This is a genomic window from Streptomyces sp. cf386, from assembly GCF_900103585.1.
In the GTDB taxonomy this organism is placed as follows: Bacteria; Actinomycetota; Actinomycetes; order Streptomycetales; family Streptomycetaceae; genus Streptomyces.
On the sequence record NZ_FNHV01000015.1, the window covers coordinates 1 to 16,524 of the forward strand.

A 16,524-nucleotide genomic window follows, 5' to 3' on the forward strand; every position below is an offset into this window, starting at 1 on the left:
CGACGCCGACCTGTCCATCATCCAGGGCCGCAAGGTCGCGGTCATCGGTTACGGCAGCCAGGGCCACGCCCACGCGCTGTCGCTCCGTGACTCGGGTGTCGACGTCCGCGTCGGTCTGCACGAGGGCTCCAAGTCCAAGGCGAAGGCCGAGGAGCAGGGCCTGCGCGTGGTGACCCCGTCGGAGGCCGCCGCCGAGGCCGACGTCATCATGATCCTCGTCCCGGACCCGATCCAGGCCCAGGTCTACGAGGAGCACATCGCCCCGAACCTGAACGACGGCGACGCCCTGTTCTTCGGCCACGGTCTGAACATCCGCTACGGCTTCATCAAGCCCCCGGCCGGCGTCGACGTCTGCATGGTCGCCCCCAAGGGCCCGGGCCACCTGGTCCGCCGCCAGTACGAGGAGGGCCGCGGCGTTCCGTGTATCGCGGCTGTCGAGCAGGACGCCACCGGCAACGCCTTCGCGCTGGCCCTGTCGTACGCCAAGGGCATCGGCGGCACCCGCGCCGGCGTCATCAAGACGACCTTCACCGAGGAGACCGAGACCGACCTGTTCGGTGAGCAGGCCGTCCTCTGCGGTGGTACGGCCGCCCTGGTCAAGGCCGGTTTCGAGACGCTGACCGAGGCCGGCTACCAGCCGGAGATCGCGTACTTCGAGTGCCTGCACGAGCTGAAGCTGATCGTGGACCTCATGTACGAGGGCGGCCTGGAGAAGATGCGCTGGTCGATCTCCGAGACCGCCGAGTGGGGCGACTACGTCACCGGCCCGCGGATCATCACCGACGCCACCAAGGCCGAGATGAAGCAGGTCCTCGCCGAGATCCAGGACGGCACCTTCGCCCAGGCCTGGATGGACGAGTACCACGGCGGTCTGAAGAAGTACAACGATGGCTCTGGGCCTTTGTCCACCTCGACGCCGGATCGTTCGATGTGCCGGTCTTGCGGCGGACGGACCGGGCACAGGCCCAACTGGATCACCTGCTCGACGCGGTTCGTGTCGTACCCGTGTTCGAGGACTGTCCCAGACTGCTCTTCGGTACCGAAGAGCTCACCTGGCGACATCTGCCGCGCGATCTCGTCGCCGACGGGGCGCTGGCCTACCTGTCGGCTGCCAGAACTGCCGGCGACGGCCGGGAGTACGAGAGCGGAGGGCGGACGCTGGCGGCGGCCTTCCAATCGGCCGGTTTCCGCCATGTGATCGCGGCACTGGGGCAGTTGGGGGATGCGGTGGCGGAGCGCACCGCGGTCTCTGTGTACAGGGCGCTCTCGGACGCCGACGGACGGCTGCATCCGGAGCATGCCGCCCGTGCCCTGCACCGGGCCCTGCAGGAGGTGCGGTCCTCTTCCCGCCGCGAATCGCTCGCCTTCGCCAGTCTGGTGCACTTGGGTCCTTGAAAGCACGATGCTCGCGCATCTGCCCAGCCCGCGCCCTCAGTTCTCCCCCTCGATCCGGGCGAGTTCCAGCAGGTCCTTGCGTACCGCCGACGGCTTCGCGGCGAAGATGCATCGCCAGGCCAGCGACGCCAGCCAGGGTATGGAGGCGCTGGCAACGGCGAGCCCGTACAGCCAGGGGGTGTTGGTGGTCGCGGCGGCGGTGACGAGGGCGGCCGTGGATCCACCCGCGGCGGCGGTTGCCTGAAGTCTGCGTGTTCTTGTCATGGCATCGAGTCTCTGGCCGACCCGGTGACCAGCCCAAGTAGGGCCACGATGACATTCGGATGCCCGCGCAGCCCAAGTACACCGAAAAGACAGCGGTTTGGTCATTGGGCGGTCACCGTCGCACGTCACCTGCCGCTATGGTGAGGAAATGACCCAGGCGGTGTCGACTGAGTTTGCGGGCATCCAGGTCGAGGTCCTCGGCTCCCCGAGGGTCCGCCTTGCCGATGGGACCCACTCCGACCTCGCCGCGCTGCCCGGGGACCTGCTGGCGACCCTGGTGCTCGCCGGTCCCGAGGGCCGTTCGGCCGACTGGCTGCGCAGGGAGCTGTGGTCCAGTCTCCCGGTCGAGGACAACAATCCGGTCGCGCGGGCAATGATGCGGTTGAGGAAGGACGTCCCGATCCCGAAACCGCGCGCCGGGGGCAACTACGTCCTGGCAGTCCCGCCGGACCGCATCGACGCGCTGGTCTTCCGCGACGGTGTGGCAACCCTGGGTTCTCAGACCCCCGCCACCGAAGTGGACGCGTTGCTGGGTCTGTGGCGGGGCAGCCCCTGGCAACGCAAGTCGCGGGTACGGGCCGCGTCCTGGGCCGAGATCCGTAGGGCACGCGACCGGCTGGGTGTGTACGTGGACGCCATGCCGCCGCAGCAGAGGGCTGAGTTGACGCACTGGCACCGGTTCTGCGGGCTCTTCCAGCACGAGACGGAGGCCTGGCACGGGGAGGCGGTCCCCGAACGGCCGCGCCGTAAACAGGTCCTCATCGTCGACGACATGATCGGCGAAGCGCTCGCCCGGGCCCTGGGAGGTGTGTATGACTGCGAGGTCGTGACCTCGTTCACCGCCTGGACGGAGATGCTGAGCCAGAACCATCCACTGGACTACGACTGCGCTCTCGTCGACCGCCACCTGGACGAGAACATGGCCGACGAGAACGGCGAGATCGTCCTGAAGAATCTGCGTGAGCTGCGCCCCGCGATGCCCACCGCACTCATGTCGGCCGAGCTTCCCTTCGAAGACGCCGAGAGCGTCAAGAGCAGGCTCGGTGTGCGCACCGTCATCCCCAAGCACAACGACAAGGACGGGAGGTTGGTCCCGCTCGTCGAACTGGTGGAGAAACTCATCGGCTCCGGGTGAGCGAGGAGGCCGCGTCACATCGCCAGAGGCAGCCAGACACGCAGATGGGCCCCGCCCAAGTCGGGCGAATTGCCCTGGATTCGCTCCAGCTTGCCCCGACACGCCTCCAAGGCCCGCAGTGCGTGCTGGAGTCCCTCCCCGCCGGGCATCCCGTTGGCTTTGCGGACACGGTCCAGTTCGGTTCGGTCGGTGTTGCCGAACCCCGGGCCGCTGTCCTCGACATCCGCGACCAGGAAGCGCTCGGTGGCCGTGTCCTGGTGGCGCACGGTAATCCGCACCGCCCGCCGGGGCGACTTGACTTCGTCCATGGCTTGGGTGGCGTTGAGGATCAGGTCGCTCAGCGTCAGCTGGACCAGCAGTCGTCGGGCCGTCACATCGCCGTCCCCCTCCGTACGGTCCACCACTTCGACCTCGACCCGTCCAGTGGGGCGCTGGGCCTGCATGAGGGACCGGGCCAGCCCGACGAAGTCGAACGTCGTGGTGCGCACCGCGTGCTCCACATCGCCACTCTCGATGGCCGTGCAGTCGGCGACGAGCTCGTCCAATGCTGTGATCTGGTCCTCGATGGCCCTGCGCTCCACGGGGTCTCCGGTCACCGCTTGGCGGCCGCGCAGCTGGTCCAGAGCGTAGAGGAAGCCCTTCTTGACGTGCTTGTTCTGCCGCTCCGTGCGGCTTAGAAGGAGGAGCCTGGCCAGTTCCTCGGCCTCGTCGAGATTCTCGTGCAGCCGACGAAGCACCCGCACGGTGTCCGCGATCGCCTCGTCGCCCGCGATGAGGGAGACCAGGCCGGCGCCGGGCAGCACCACGTCGTCGCCGCGCCGCTCGGCGAGGCCGGCGTTCTCGACGCGGGTCAGGGTGTTGTCGATGTCGATGCGCTCCAGGGCGAGGTTGCGGGGCCGTTCGCCTTCCCGCTCGTATTCCTCCATCAGCAGCATGGTGAGGTCGTCCAACTCGGCGTCCAGCCGGCGGATGCTCACCCGGTCGGTGCCGAGCCGGGCTGCCGCGCCGAGCAGCGCGCCGCAGACCACGCGGGCCGGCATGTCGTCGTTCAGCGGTGCGAACACTGCCGCGCGCACGGCGCGGGTCGCGTCCGGGTCGTTCCTGAGTCGGGACAGGTCCTCGTGGACGAGGTCCCGAGGACGCCGCGGTCGGCTCAGTTCGCGCAGCATCGCCTCCAGCGCCGCCGGTACCGCCGCCGTGTAGAAGAGGACCATGTCCGCGACCTCCGGAGCCGCACACAGCCCCAGCACGTCGAACAACCACAACAGCGATGCCCTGATCCCTGCCTCGTCGCCCAGATCCTGCTCCGCCAGGTTGACCACCTGATCGAAGGGCAGCTGCGCGCACACATGCCGCAGCATGTTCATCCGTCGCCACTGGGTGGGATAGGACCGACCTTCACCGTCCGGCTCCAGCAGGCTGAACAGCAGGTGCGGCTCCACCACCGCCACCCCCTGTGGGAGGACGGGCCGGTCGACGGACGTGGGCAGCCACAGCAGCGGCTCCGCTCCTGGCTCGGGCAGGCGCGTGCCGATGTGCAGCGTGGTCCGCCAGGACGGGGCCAGCCACGGCAGCCGGGCGTCGACGAAACAGGACAGCTCGACGGTGAAGCCGCCGTTGTCCGAGGGCCGCACCCGGTGGATGGTCGGCGCGTCCTGGATGAGATGGCCGAAGGCGTCGGCCAGCACGCGGGCACTGTTCTGGTTCAGCTCCGCGTAGGCGTCCTGCAGGGCGGTGACAAGGGCCCAGGCCTGCTCGTCCGACGGCGCGGGACGGTGCTCGGCGAAGTCCGCGGGGGCCGCGGCCTTGCCGAGGAACCACTCCACCACCCTGTCGTACGAATGCCGGTACGGCCATCGGGGTGGCCGGGAGACGCTGGCGGGACCGAGCCACCCCTGCTCGTGCTCGGTCTGCGTGACCACATGTTCGGCGACCGCGTACTCGCCGCTCTTCAGGCATGCCCTGGCAATGGCGATCCGGTCCCGGTGCAGTCCCGCGAAGTGCTTCTCGATGGCTGTACGACGTTTCGCGGCCTCGCCGTCGAGCGCCTCCTCCCATTCATCGAGTGCTCCGTCCGCCTCCCGTCCGCTGTCGCTCGCGAGGAGGCTCCAGTACTCCTCGTCGGCAGGGAGCTTGAGGGCCCGGGCCCGGGTGGCCAGCCGGTGGGCGCGGGGCTGCCGCGCGGTGCGGGCGGCAGCGGCAGCCCGGGTGATGCGGTCGGCCAGCTCCGTGCGCTGTTCCTCGGTGAGGCTCGTGCCGGTCCGCTCCAGCAGCGTGCGCGCTGGCCGGAGCTCTTCGGAATCGATCAGCCGTTGCACGCCCTCGGCCACGTCGGCGACCGGATCCAGCAGGCCGGCCAACACCGTGTCTGCGGCGGCGGTCGCCGTCATGCCGACGCCTGTCAGACCCAGCGCGAACAGCCCCGGCTGCTGCCAGGCCGCCGGCCAGTCCGTGACCACCACTGCCAGCTCATCCGTCCGTCCCGCACTCACCGCTCCCCCATTCCCTGATGTCCGTCAGCGCCGTCAACGCGTGCTCGGTGAGGTGGCGTTCCGGCGCGGGGTGGTCGTGCAGGTCGGCGTGCAGCTCAGGCCAGACCTCGGCCAGCCGGATCGCGGTCGGGCGGGCTTCGGTCACCTGGTACGCCATGTCCACATCGCGCTCCGCGTCGTGGAACGCCGCGACGACTCCGGCAGCTCCCTTCACCTGCCGCAACCGGTCCAGGTAGACCCGTCGTTTACTGCTGTGGATGACGTTGTTCTTGTGTCCTGCCATCAACTCGGCGGTCGTCCGGTCGACGTGGGCGGCCAGGTCCGCCACCTCGGGCCGCCCGGCCCACTGGGCCGCGCCGGTCACGTCACGCCGGTTGAGGACGGTGCGCAACTCGCCGAACAGGCCTTGGGCGTGGAAGAGATGCTCGTGGGTCTTCAGTCCGGCCTCGAAGCGGAAGTTCGTCGCCCCGGCCGTCGCCAGCGCCTCGTCCATCTCGTCCCAGGCCTCGGTGAGCCTGCTGCCCCGGTCGCGCCAGACGAGCTGCCGACGGGCGACGACGGCGGGTCCGGGGTTCTCGACGATCCCCTGCGGGCACTGCCGGGCGAGTTCGGCCAGCTTCTTCCAGCACGGCCTTGCCCGTCCCTCTGCCACGAGGAAGCCGAGGGTCTCGCGCACGCGGTGGGCCAGGTCCGGTGGGATGGCGGGCTGCTCGGACGTGCCGGACCAGGCGAGTAACTGGCTGACGCCGAGGGCCATGAGCGCTGCGGTGTGACCCGGGGACGGCGGCTCCTGCAGGGCAGCGGTCTCCAGGGCCTCGCCCAGGTGTGCCGTGTTCGCAGCGGCAGCGGCAGCCGCCGGCAGTAGCGGCAGCGCGCCGTCCGGCAGTGCCCGGCGCAGCACCCAGGCCTCGACGAAGCGGCCCCGCGACCACAGATCTGCGACCAGCCAGTCGGCCCATTTGCGCAGGTCCCGGCCGACGGTGTCGATGCGGCCGCGCAGCGCGGCAGCCACGACGACCCTCAGCAGGTCGTCCGGCGCCTCCGCCTCCCGTAGCTCGGCAAGCAGTACGGCGGGATCGCCCTGGCCGATGGCTCTCCTGACCAGTTCGGCACGCTGCCCTGGATCCGGGCACCCCTCCAGCTCCACCATCAGGCGGTTGGAGCGGTGGTCGAGTCGGTCACCCCGGACAGGTCGCGGCCCGGGGCGGCGTACGGCAGGCGCGCCGAGCAGGGTGGCCGCCTCCTGGGCCAGTCCTCCGCCGGTGACCCGCAGGCTCACCTCTGCTGCCGGTCTGCGGCCCGGCAGACCGCGGAAGGAACCCTCGTGGGAGAGAAAGTCGAAGCTGCCGACGATCAGGTCGTCGTCCCATATCAGGGCGCGTGCGGCCGAATCGCTCCGGTGCACGGCGAAACCCGAAGCGGAGTCGGCTGTCCTCTCCAGCAGGTCCCGGGCGTCCGCGCCATGCTTCTGGACATGGCGGTAGAACACGTCGGCCCGTACACCGGTCTGGACCCTTTGCGCCAGGACATCGACGAGAGGTTGCTTGACCACTCTTGGAGCGATCGTCTCGCTCGCCAGGACCAGCTGTGCTGTAGCGGAACGCACGGCCTCCCACAGCGCGTCGCGGTGCGCGGAGTCCTCTACCACGGTGACCGACGGCAGTGTGCGCGCCGCCAAGTGCCGTCGTACCTCCTCCGCGCAGTGGCGCCAAGCGAGCGCCCAGGCGCGCACGGCCGTGTCGGAGGCCGCGGTGTCCAGCTCCAGCGGCGAGGGCAGCTCCGACCAGGTCAGCCGCTGCGACGGCGGGACCCATCCGTCGAAGTGGCGGGCGAAGTCGCGCTCCCGGAAGTACACCGCCGAGGCGGTCGCGCCGTCAGGCATCGCCCGTCGTACCCAGCGCAGGATCATCTCGACGGGTTCGCAGCCGCCCGGTTCGGTGGCGGTCACCAGCGCGCCGAGCTGGTCGGCATTGCGGTCGAGGCGTTTGAGGCAGGGGTAGCCCCCGACGAGTGCCGTGTGGTTGTCGGCCACCACCATGTTGGCGTTGACGTTCCCCGGCCGCCGCGACACCAGCACGACCGACTCGCCCGTTTTGCCTTCCTCCCCCACGTAGCGCAGTTCCTCCAGGGCGTTCGCCGCGCGCGATTCGATCGTCTCGTTGTGTCCGCGGCCCCACAGCAGCACCAGCTGTGTGCCCCGTTCGACCGCGGCCCGCAGCGTCGGCAGCAGGTCGGACAGCCCCTCGAAGTTGACCGCCGACGCGACGAGGATCACCTGCCGGTCGGCGGCCGCAATCACGTCCCGGATCGCGGCACGGTAGTCCTTGTGCGTCCGCACCAGCCGGACGTCGGCCTCACCGTCCACCCGCGCCCCAACCTGCGAGTGGGCCGTGCGCAGGGCCTCGACAAGGCTGTCGTGCAACGCGCCGCGGGTGCCGGCCGCCGCAGTCAGAGCCCGCCCCGCCAGGGTCTCCAGCCGGGTGACGGTGCGCTCCAGGGACGGGGGGTCGGCCAGCCGGATCTCCAGACTGGCCCGTAACTTCCTTGAGAACCGGTGCTCCGGCCGCCGGTCCAGGAATTCGGTCAGCTGCCTGCCGATCCGTTCGCAGTGTGCGAGGTTGCGCCGCGAGTCCTGCACCACACTGACCCGGACGACATCGCTCTCCGGGTCCTGCCGCACCGTGATGTCCACGGGAAACCACATGGTGCGCCTGGCTGCGGTGAGCTGCTGGGCGGGCATCAGACGTGCCTCCAGCACGCGCAGGTTCCTGCCCTGCGGGCGGTGGGGCGGCGCGGAGGCCTCGCGCTCCTGGACGCGCTTGGCGAGCGTCTCCCGCACGGCCCGAACCAGGTCGCTGCCCGTGATGTCGTCGACCGTGGCGCTGAACAGGGGATGCGCCGGCACCACCAGGTCGCGGTCGGGTGGGTGCGTATGACCGGAGCGCCCGGTCAGATGGCCGCTGACCCGGTCCAGCCACACGTCGACGGTCTCCACAGTGAACTCGCCGCCCGTCAGCTCGTCCTGTCTGCCCTGGGCGAAGGCTTCGAGCACCAGGGGGGTCGGAGCCACCTCCGCGCCGTACATGTCGAGCGTGACGTAGTCGCGCCGCCACAGGTCGAAGACCAGGTGCAGGGTCATCCGGTTGCCTATCTCGAACATCCCGGAGAGCCTGCTCAGGCTCACGCCGTGCCGCTCGCGTTCCATGCGCTGTTGTGCGGTCCACAGCTCGACGATGCCGCGCAGCACGGTGGACTCGATTCGGGACAGCGTCCCGCCGTAACCGAGTTGGACACGCGCCGGTACTGCCTCGTACGGCAGGAAGATGCGCAGTGCGGGCATCAGATGACCCCTGCTTCACCGGCGGGGACGATCACACCGTAGCGCTGGACCAGTGCACACACGTCCTCCCACATCGGTCCGCCATGGGAACGGAAGTGCTCAAAGGAGCCGACGACGATCAGGTGCTCGCGGGCCCGGGAGAACAGAACGTTGACGAGCTCTGGTTCGTTCAGGTGGCCGATGCTGCGCCACGGCTGTTCCGCGGGTCCGCGTTTCTGGTCGCGGACCAGGGAGACGATGACGACGTTGGCCTCCCGGCCCTGGAAGGCGTGGATGGTGGAGGCGTGCGGGCGTATCTCACCCCAGGAATTGAACAGTTCCAGTTGGCGCCGATAGGGCGTGAGTACGGCCACCGGATGGTCGCCGTAGCCGTCGTGGCCGGGCACCGGACGCGGTTTCAGCGACTGGAGCAGGGAGTTGATGATCCGCACCTCGCCCGGATTGCACCAGGCCGGTTCCTCGGAGCAGTCGGAGATGTGGCTTGTGTCCAGCCACAGCACCGCCTCCGGGCTGGGCAAGCTCAGAACGGGAGTATCGTCCCGCCCGGTGGCGAGCAGTCCCTCAGCATCGATGTCGACGTGTCCGTCCTCGTCGGGCGGGTCGACAGCGTAGAAGAGCCGACTGACGATCTGACTGATGGCCGGCCGCATGCGGTACTGGGTGCGCAGGGTGTGCCGAGGCGGGTCCTTGACCGGAGGGGTCGGATCGTGGGCGAAGAGGTGGCCGAACATGCCGAAGACGTCAAGGTAACTGTCCTTGCGTTTGCCGTGCAGCTGTAGGTCCAAGTCCCCCGACCGCTCGCAGACGTCGAGGAAGTCGAGGACCTCTCGGCGGCGGTGCGCGGGTAGTTGTCGGTGGTCACCCACCAGCGACCATCGGGTGCCACGGGCCAACGGGATGGCCAGCTCCGTCGGCCAGGCCTTGGCGGCCTCCTCGATGACCACCCAGTTGAACAGGTCCGTGTCCGCGGCATGGGCCAGTGCGTCGCGCGTGGCCGACGAGCAGGTGGCAAAGACCAGGTTGGCGGCACGGTGCAGGCGGTCGATCAGCTCAGGCAGGCTGTCCCGCACCACTTCGCGCCAGGTGGCAAGCAGTTCCTTCTCCCTCTCGTCGCCGTGCGCGTCATTCAGTTTCTCCGAAGTGCGGCTGATGATCTCCTGCTGGGTGCGCTCGGCCAGGTGGTGGATCAGGAACGGCTTCACAAGCTCGTCCACCTTGTCCTCGCGGCGGATGCTGCTGGCGCGTACGGCGATCACGTCCGAGTTGGCCTGCGCCAGAGGGACGTCACCCGACAGCAAGTCCAGTTTGCGCAGCAGCCGCTCGGCGATGTTGTCCAGGGCGAAGTTGGACTGGGTGGACACCAGGACGCGGTCGCCGGGCTCCCTTTCCAGGTAGCGCACAATCGCCCGGGAGGTGACCTCGGTCTTGCCCGTTCCGGGCGGGCCCTGGAGGGCGAAGAGCGGCTCCACGTCGCTGAGCGCCTCGACGACGCGCTCGGCAGTGCTCCGTTTGTTCAGGGAGACCGGGTTCGCCGCCTTGGGCCCGGCGAGTTGCTCGACCAGTACCCTGTTTTCCAGTAGCTCCCAGGCGGCATGCTGCTGCCGGTCCAGCGCCATCCAGGAGCCAAAATCGTCGGCGAGGATGAGCCACCCCTTCTCGGGGATCGACTCCGAGCGCCGGCCGACCGCCAGCGTGACGGTGTCGGTGTGGGCGTCGATGCAATCGCCGGTGAAGGACGGGGTCCGCGCGGGCCTCCCCTTGTCGTCGGCGTGAACCGAGACCGATACCGTGCCGTCCTCGTTGCTGGACCCGGCGAAGAAGTCGCCCATCAAGGGACGCAGACTCGGCGTGTTCGCGAATGCGGTGGCCATGGCCGAGCCGAACCGCCACATGCGGTCCCGTTCCTCGTCGAAGCGCAGTACCGCAGAGCCCCGCTGGTCCGGCTCTTCGACCATGACGTAGGGATACCGCCGGGCCTCCAGCTCGATCCGCTGGAACTGCAGCAGCCACTCGAAAGCCTGGGCGTACTCCCGTTCCGCCCTGGTCTTCGGGGCGATCTGCTGGACAGCCTCGAGCAGCGGCTCCCAGGAGGGGCTGCCTCTGAGTTGGGCCCCCATCTCCCTGGGATGGATGTCCGAGGCTTCGATCCGCACTCTCGGCGGAATGAAGCGCCATTTCTTGGCCTTCTTCACAGTGGCCAGGAGGCTGCGGCCGCGCGCGCTGTCGAGTTGTAGTGCGAACGTCAGCAGCAGGCCGCGCGGGTCCGGGGTGCCTCGGTGCCGACCGGCCCGATCGGGTTCGTAGAGGCGGCAGAACCAAGCAATGTCACGACCCATGAGAAGCTGGTCGGCGGCGCGCAGTTTGTCGGCGTCGGCACCCGGCACGAACGGCAACGCACCATCGGGAAGGTGCAGAAGCCGGGCTTCGCGGAGGTCGCTCAGGATGAACTCGGTGGTCTCGAGTCTGCCTTCCTCACTCGTCGGATCGAGATCGATCAGCTCCCACTGAAGCAGTGTCTTGCGGCACTCGTCCGGCATGAAGACGAGCAGGTGCTCCGCGTCGCTCCCCTCCGCGGTGGTGACCGTCACCAGCTCGTAGTGGTCGCTCAGCCGCCCGACGACGTCCATTGCGGACGGCCGTCCGGTCGGCTTTCCCCACTCGATCATGTCGCGCAACAGGGTGGCCAGAGGGCCGGGCAGAACTCGCACGGCGTCGGCCAAGTGCCCATTGACACGGTGTGCGGCAGCCAGGAGCCGATCGGGGTCGGGAGCGGCTTCGGGCCCCGCCGTCATAGCCGCCTCGGCCTCCGCCAGCAGGTGGTCGGGGATGGGGCCGGTCATCCACTCCGCCACCACCATGCCCAAGCTGTAGGTGTCCGACCGGAAGTCCTCCAAACGGGCTCCCTCCTGCAGCAGGAAGCGGAGGCGCTCGGGGGAGAAGTACACCAGGGCATCGCTGCCCTGGGACACGATCAGTCTGCGCGCGTGGGCAGCCCGCTCGCGGGCGTCCAGCAGGAAGGATCTGAGCAGGTTCGACACCAGGCCGCTCATCTCGAACCGGCTCAGCACCATCTGGTCCTTGCCGTCGATCTTGGCGCGGCTGATGGTCCCCGGCCAGATGTTGCGGTGCACGATCCTCATGTCATGCAACACCGATAAGGCGTCGGCAAGCGACATGAACTGAGCGACCGCCTCACGGCGGTTGTCGCGCAGGTCCTCGATCTCCTCCGCGAGTCCCGGCCTCATCCCATATTCCGGGTCGGTTTCGTCGTACAGCTGTCGCTGTCCGGAACGGGTGACAACGTAGGCACAGCCGCGGATACCGAAGCGCCTGGTCGCGGACTCCTCTATGTACCCGCCGTGCACGAGGCCGGGCAGCGCGGGATGCTGCAGGGCCGCGACCCTCCGCAGGACGGTGAGTTCCTGCTTCCACAAGCCCTCACCGAGGCCGGACACCCCCAGGTAGAACTGCACGGTGACAGGCGCTTTGGTCGCCCGGTCCGCCAGTTCGTAGCGGTACAGCGTGCCCGGGAGGAGTTCGGCCCCCTCAGCGCGGCTGCCCCCGCCTGGGACCCGGAAGGATCCATAAGGAGTAGACTCGGTTCCGCAGAACAACGCCGTGACGAGCGCGTCCATCTCCCCCAGTGCCATCGGCCCAGCCCCTCCAGGCACGCAGCAACCCCGCATGGCTTCACATGCGCTGGTCCGTGCGCGTGCCCTCGCCCGCCCCGACTTATATGTCCGGGAACGTTATCTGATTGCCCATCTGGGCGAGGCCGTATTCGAGGGGTTCGTGAGAACTGCGGCGTCTGCGCATCTCCGTCGACGCCAACGCATGCGTAAATGCCGGACATGGAGCGCCCCGTGACCGCCCATCTCAACAGGTCACGGCGCTGGCTGTTCCCTTCCGGGACATCGGAAGGGCGGACCCCGCCGCGCCTCATCAGACCTGCACAGATCCTGGTCTGATGAGGTGCGGTGTAAGCCGGGGAGCTGGGAAGTGATCTGGCGGGCCGGCGGGACGAGCCGGTCGGCGCCCTTCGCCCCGACGGGCTGCGCGAGGGTGAGCATCCAGGTGCGGGACGCGGTACGCCACACCACCCACGTGACGGTCTGTCGCGGTTGGAGCACCTGGCGCACTCGTTGAAGGCGGCCCGCCCCAGGCTGGTGACCTCGGTGACGCGTACGGAGCGCATGCCCGCCGATGCGCTGGCAGAGGAGGAGCTCGCCTCCCTGAACTCCCCCAGCGGCGGCCGGGTCCGGCTCGCGGCCATGCAGAGCAGCTGCGTCTCCCTGGTGCCCCGCGCCCTCGGCGCCCTGCGCCGCACGCATCCGGAGCTGGAGGTCACGGTCACCCAGGCCGAGTGCCCTGTCTCGCACGGTCTGCTGCTGAACGGCGAGATCGAGCTGGCGGTGATGTGCGACGTGGACGCGGTCGACCCGGCCGTCGAGCCGGAGACCGGGCGCGAGTCCCTCACCATCGACATCGATCCCCGGCTGAGCCGTATCCCCCTGCTCACCGACCGCCGCTGCGTGCTGCTGCCCGCCGACCACCCGGCCGCCGCCCAGCCCTTCGTCTCACTGGCGGACCTCGCCGAGGAGCGCTGGGTGCTGGAGTCCGGCCGGGCCCGCTTCCTGGCGGCCTGCCGCGAAGCCGGTTTCACCCCCCGGATCGCCGCCACCGTCGACGACCAGCTCACCCTGCACCATCTGGTGGCCCACCGCATCGGCCTCGCGGTCCTCAACACCCTGGCCGTCACCGCCCACACCGACCCCCGCGTGGTCACCCGCCCGCTGACCGGCTTCCCGGTCCGCCATGTCTTCGCCCTGCTCTGGCCGGACGCCCGGAACATCCCCGCTGCGGCCCTCCTGCGAGCCCTCAGCGACGCGACCCGGCCGACGGCCGACGGCGTGCCGGGCATCCTGCCCTCGGCCGCCGCCGGGCAGACGTGACGCGATCAGCCGACGCAGGTCACAGGCACTCAACCATCCGCTCTGACCGGCTCATTCGATACACGACCTAGACTCCCGCCATGAGCCTGCCGTCCCTCGCCGCCGACCTCGCGCCCACCGGTGTCCTGCGCGCCTCCATCAACCTCGGCAATCCCGTCCTCGCCCAGGGCACGCCGGACGCGCCGAGCGGCATCACCGTCGATCTGGCCCAGGAGATCGCGGCCCGGCTCGGCGTGCCCGTGGAGTTCCTCTGCTTCGACGCCGCACGGAAGTCGTTCGAGGCGATGGCCGGTGGGCGGGCCGATGTGTGCTTCCTCGCGATCGAGCCCGCGCGCGAGGCGGAGGTCGCGTTCACAGCCCCGTACGTGCTCATCGAGGGCGTGTACGCGGTACCCCGGGACTCCGAGCTGACGAAGCCCGAGAGCGTCGACGCGCCCGGGGTCAGGATCGGCGTGAAGTCCGGGTCCGCCTACGATCTCTATCTCACCCGGACCCTGCGCCACGCCACCCTCGTGCGCGGCGACGAAGGCGTCGACGTCTTTGCCGCGCAAGGCCTGGAGGTGGGGGCGGGCATCCGGCAGCCGATGACCGCCTACGCAGACACGCACCCCGAGGTGCGGCTGATCCAGGAGGGATTCATGCAGATCCGCCAGGCCGTCGGCACGACCAGGGCCCGGCGTCCGGAAACCGTGCGATTCCTGCGGGAGCTGGTCGAGGAGCTGAAAGCCAACGGCTTCGTCGCCGCGTCGCTGCGCCGCGCAGGGCAGCCGGAAACCCTGGTGGCCCCGTCGGCCTAGCAGGGTCCACACACCGTCGCCGTCGGATACATCACCGGCGGTTCGGCCTCTTCGGAGGCAGTATCGCCCGTACCGCCCGTACCCTTCATGGTGTCCAAGGCGTCACGCAACGGGCGCCAAACCACTGGAGGCAACACCTCGTGCTGATTGCTCAGCGTCCGTCCCTGACCGAAGAGGTCGTCGACGAGTTCCGTTCCCGGTTCGTGATCGAGCCGCTGGAGCCGGGCTTCGGTTACACCCTCGGCAACTCCCTCCGTCGAACCCTCCTGTCGTCGATTCCTGGCGCTGCTGTCACCAGCATCCGTCTCGACGGTGTCCTGCACGAGTTCACCACCGTGCCGGGCGTCAAGGAGGACGTCACCGACCTGATCCTCAACATCAAGCAGCTGGTCGTCTCCTCGGAGCACGACGAGCCGGTCGTGATGTACCTGCGCAAGCAGGGTCCGGGTCTGGTCACCGCCGCCGACATCGCGCCCCCGGCCGGTGTCGAGGTGCACAACCCCGACCTGGTCCTCGCCACGCTCAACGGCAAGGGCAAGCTGGAGATGGAGCTCACCGTCGAGCGCGGCCGCGGCTACGTCTCCGCCGTGCAGAACAAGCAGGCGGGCCAGGAGATCGGCCGTATCCCGGTCGACTCCATCTACTCGCCGGTTCTGAAGGTCACATACAAGGTCGAGGCCACGCGTGTCGAGCAGCGCACCGACTTCGACAAGCTGATCGTCGACGTCGAGACCAAGCAGGCGATGCGTCCGCGTGACGCCATGGCGTCTGCTGGTAAGACGCTGGTCGAGCTGTTCGGGCTTGCCCGTGAGCTCAACATCGACGCCGAGGGCATCGACATGGGTCCGTCCCCGACGGACGCCGCGCTCGCCGCCGATCTGGCACTGCCGATCGAGGAGCTCGACCTCACCGTTCGGTCGTACAACTGCCTCAAGCGTGAGGGCGTCCACTCCGTGGGTGAGCTCGTCGCCCGCTCCGAGGCCGACCTCCTCGACATCCGCAACTTCGGTGCGAAGTCGATCGACGAGGTCAAGGCGAAGCTGGCCGACATGGGCCTGGCCCTCAAGGACAGCCCGCCCGGATTCAATCCGACCGCCGCCGCCGACGCCTTCGACGCCGGCAATGACGGTGACGCGGGCTTTGTGGAGACCGAGCAGTACTGAACCGCTGCGCCAGGGCAGGTTCGCCCGATGCCGGTCCACGGGACCGAGCTCGGCGCGGCCTGCCCCGGCCCTGCCGGCGTCAGCGGCTTCATCGTCGGTCTGCACACGCTTCAGGGGGTTAGATGCTGGACACGTTGGTGACAACGGCCGCTGGTGCGCTCTCCGCCACAGCGGGTGTGCTGGTCGGCGGTATCGTCACGCGCCGTGCTCAGGATCGTCAGTGGACACGTGATCAACAGCTTGCCGCCTATCAGGAGCTGTTCAGCCACTACGCCAAGTTCACGATGGAACTCAGGCGAGCGCATGGTGACCGGCGCGGCTGGGACTACGACTGGGGCGAGTGGAGCGCGGCCTTGATACGCGTCAGCCTGGTCGCTCCCGCGGAAGTCGCGACGGAAATCGACAACTTCGGCCGTGCCATCAACTCCTTCCTGGACCAGGTGGAACGAGGCGAACGCACTCCGCTGCGTGACCCGCTGAGCCCGGAGGAGTTCGAACAGGCCAGGCAGGCTTCCGCCCAAGCCCAGGTGAAGCTGGTCAACGTCATACGACGTTCGCTGAGCAACGATCGTCAAGGCCTGCCCTTCGGAATGGGCGGGTAAGGCAGCATCCAGCCATCCCCGCATGCCGCTCTTGCGAACCGTTGTCGGCGATGGCGTGGTGGTCGGGCATGCCGCGGTGTTCGGTTCGCCCTCCGAGCGTGAGGTCACCTATGTCGTCGGGCGACCCCACTGGGGCCGAGGCATCGCCTACCGGGCGCTCGCCGAGCTGATCCAGCTGGAGGGCACCCGCCCTCTGCACGCCGACGCCGCTGCCGACAACGCCGGATCCATCCGCGTACTGGAAAAGTGCGGCTTCGCCGTGACCGGGCGCAGCCGGTGCTCCGCCCATGCCCGGGGTCATGAGTTCGAGCTCGTGCACCTGACGCTGAGTTGAGCGGAAGGGCACCCTGCCGAGGAGTTCGGCCACCGTCCGCCACCGCCGAT

Annotated in this window: 11 protein-coding genes and 1 pseudogene; 8 read left to right on the forward strand and 4 right to left on the reverse strand. The window is 69.0% G+C overall.

What is annotated here, in order from left to right; translation table 11 throughout:
• Nucleotides 1-889 (forward strand): annotated as a pseudogene (gene ilvC, locus BLU79_RS32630) (ketol-acid reductoisomerase); the annotation flags it as partial.
• A 116-nt stretch (nt 890-1,005) separates the two neighbouring features.
• The gene (locus tag BLU79_RS50100) at nt 1,006-1,395 is read left to right on the forward strand and encodes a CHAT domain-containing protein (RefSeq protein ID WP_177001265.1); all 390 of its coding nucleotides are present in this window, start codon (nt 1,006-1,008) and stop codon (nt 1,393-1,395) included.
• Nucleotides 1,396-1,431: 36 nt separating this feature from the next.
• Here the strand turns inward: BLU79_RS50100 and BLU79_RS32640 are convergent, their stop codons facing one another.
• Nucleotides 1,432-1,659 carry a hypothetical protein gene (locus tag BLU79_RS32640; RefSeq protein WP_093909586.1) on the reverse strand — a complete coding sequence of 76 codons (228 nt, stop codon included), beginning with the start codon at nt 1,657-1,659 and terminating at the stop codon, nt 1,432-1,434.
• 160 nt (nt 1,660-1,819) lie between these two features.
• On the opposite strand from BLU79_RS32640, the gene BLU79_RS32645 reads away from it, so the two are divergent.
• On the forward strand, nt 1,820-2,794 hold the full coding sequence (locus tag BLU79_RS32645; RefSeq protein ID WP_177001266.1) for a hypothetical protein: 975 nt from the start codon (nt 1,820-1,822) through the stop codon (nt 2,792-2,794).
• A 14-nt stretch (nt 2,795-2,808) separates the two neighbouring features.
• Here BLU79_RS32645 and BLU79_RS32650 read toward each other — a convergent pair whose 3' ends face one another.
• Genes BLU79_RS32650 through BLU79_RS32660 form a run of 3 tightly spaced genes read right to left on the reverse strand, consistent with a single transcriptional unit; the run spans nt 2,809 to nt 12,276 of the window.
• The gene (locus BLU79_RS32650) at nt 2,809-5,286 is read right to left on the reverse strand and encodes an ATP-binding protein (protein ID WP_143052540.1); all 2,478 of its coding nucleotides are present in this window, start codon (nt 5,284-5,286) and stop codon (nt 2,809-2,811) included.
• Complete coding sequence (locus tag BLU79_RS32655; RefSeq protein WP_093909589.1) at nt 5,264-8,626, reverse strand: phospholipase D-like domain-containing protein; 3,363 nt, start codon at nt 8,624-8,626, stop codon at nt 5,264-5,266. Before BLU79_RS32655 ends, BLU79_RS32650 begins: the two co-directional genes overlap by 23 nt.
• Complete coding sequence (locus tag BLU79_RS32660) at nt 8,626-12,276, reverse strand: AAA domain-containing protein (RefSeq protein WP_177001267.1); 3,651 nt, start codon at nt 12,274-12,276, stop codon at nt 8,626-8,628. The genes BLU79_RS32655 and BLU79_RS32660 overlap by 1 nt, the downstream gene beginning before the upstream one ends.
• A gap of 525 nt (nt 12,277-12,801) precedes the next feature.
• On the opposite strand from BLU79_RS32660, the gene BLU79_RS32665 reads away from it, so the two are divergent.
• The 5 genes from BLU79_RS32665 to BLU79_RS32685 all read left to right on the forward strand — a co-directional run bounded on the left by BLU79_RS32665 (nt 12,802) and on the right by BLU79_RS32685 (nt 16,474).
• Complete coding sequence (locus tag BLU79_RS32665; RefSeq protein WP_143052541.1) at nt 12,802-13,578, forward strand: LysR substrate-binding domain-containing protein; 777 nt, start codon at nt 12,802-12,804, stop codon at nt 13,576-13,578.
• Nucleotides 13,579-13,658: 80 nt separating this feature from the next.
• A complete protein-coding gene (locus tag BLU79_RS32670) occupies nt 13,659-14,375 on the forward strand; it encodes a transporter substrate-binding domain-containing protein (protein ID WP_093909592.1) in 717 nt (238 codons plus the stop codon).
• A 140-nt stretch (nt 14,376-14,515) separates the two neighbouring features.
• A complete protein-coding gene (locus tag BLU79_RS32675; protein ID WP_093909593.1) occupies nt 14,516-15,538 on the forward strand; it encodes a DNA-directed RNA polymerase subunit alpha in 1,023 nt (340 codons plus the stop codon).
• Nucleotides 15,539-15,660: 122 nt separating this feature from the next.
• Nucleotides 15,661-16,140: a hypothetical protein gene (locus tag BLU79_RS32680; protein ID WP_093909594.1), complete on the forward strand. Its 480-nt coding sequence runs from the start codon at nt 15,661-15,663 to the stop codon at nt 16,138-16,140.
• Nucleotides 16,141-16,162: 22 nt separating this feature from the next.
• The gene (locus tag BLU79_RS32685; protein ID WP_093909595.1) at nt 16,163-16,474 is read left to right on the forward strand and encodes a GNAT family N-acetyltransferase; all 312 of its coding nucleotides are present in this window, start codon (nt 16,163-16,165) and stop codon (nt 16,472-16,474) included.
• Nucleotides 16,475-16,524: the final 50 nt, after the last annotated feature.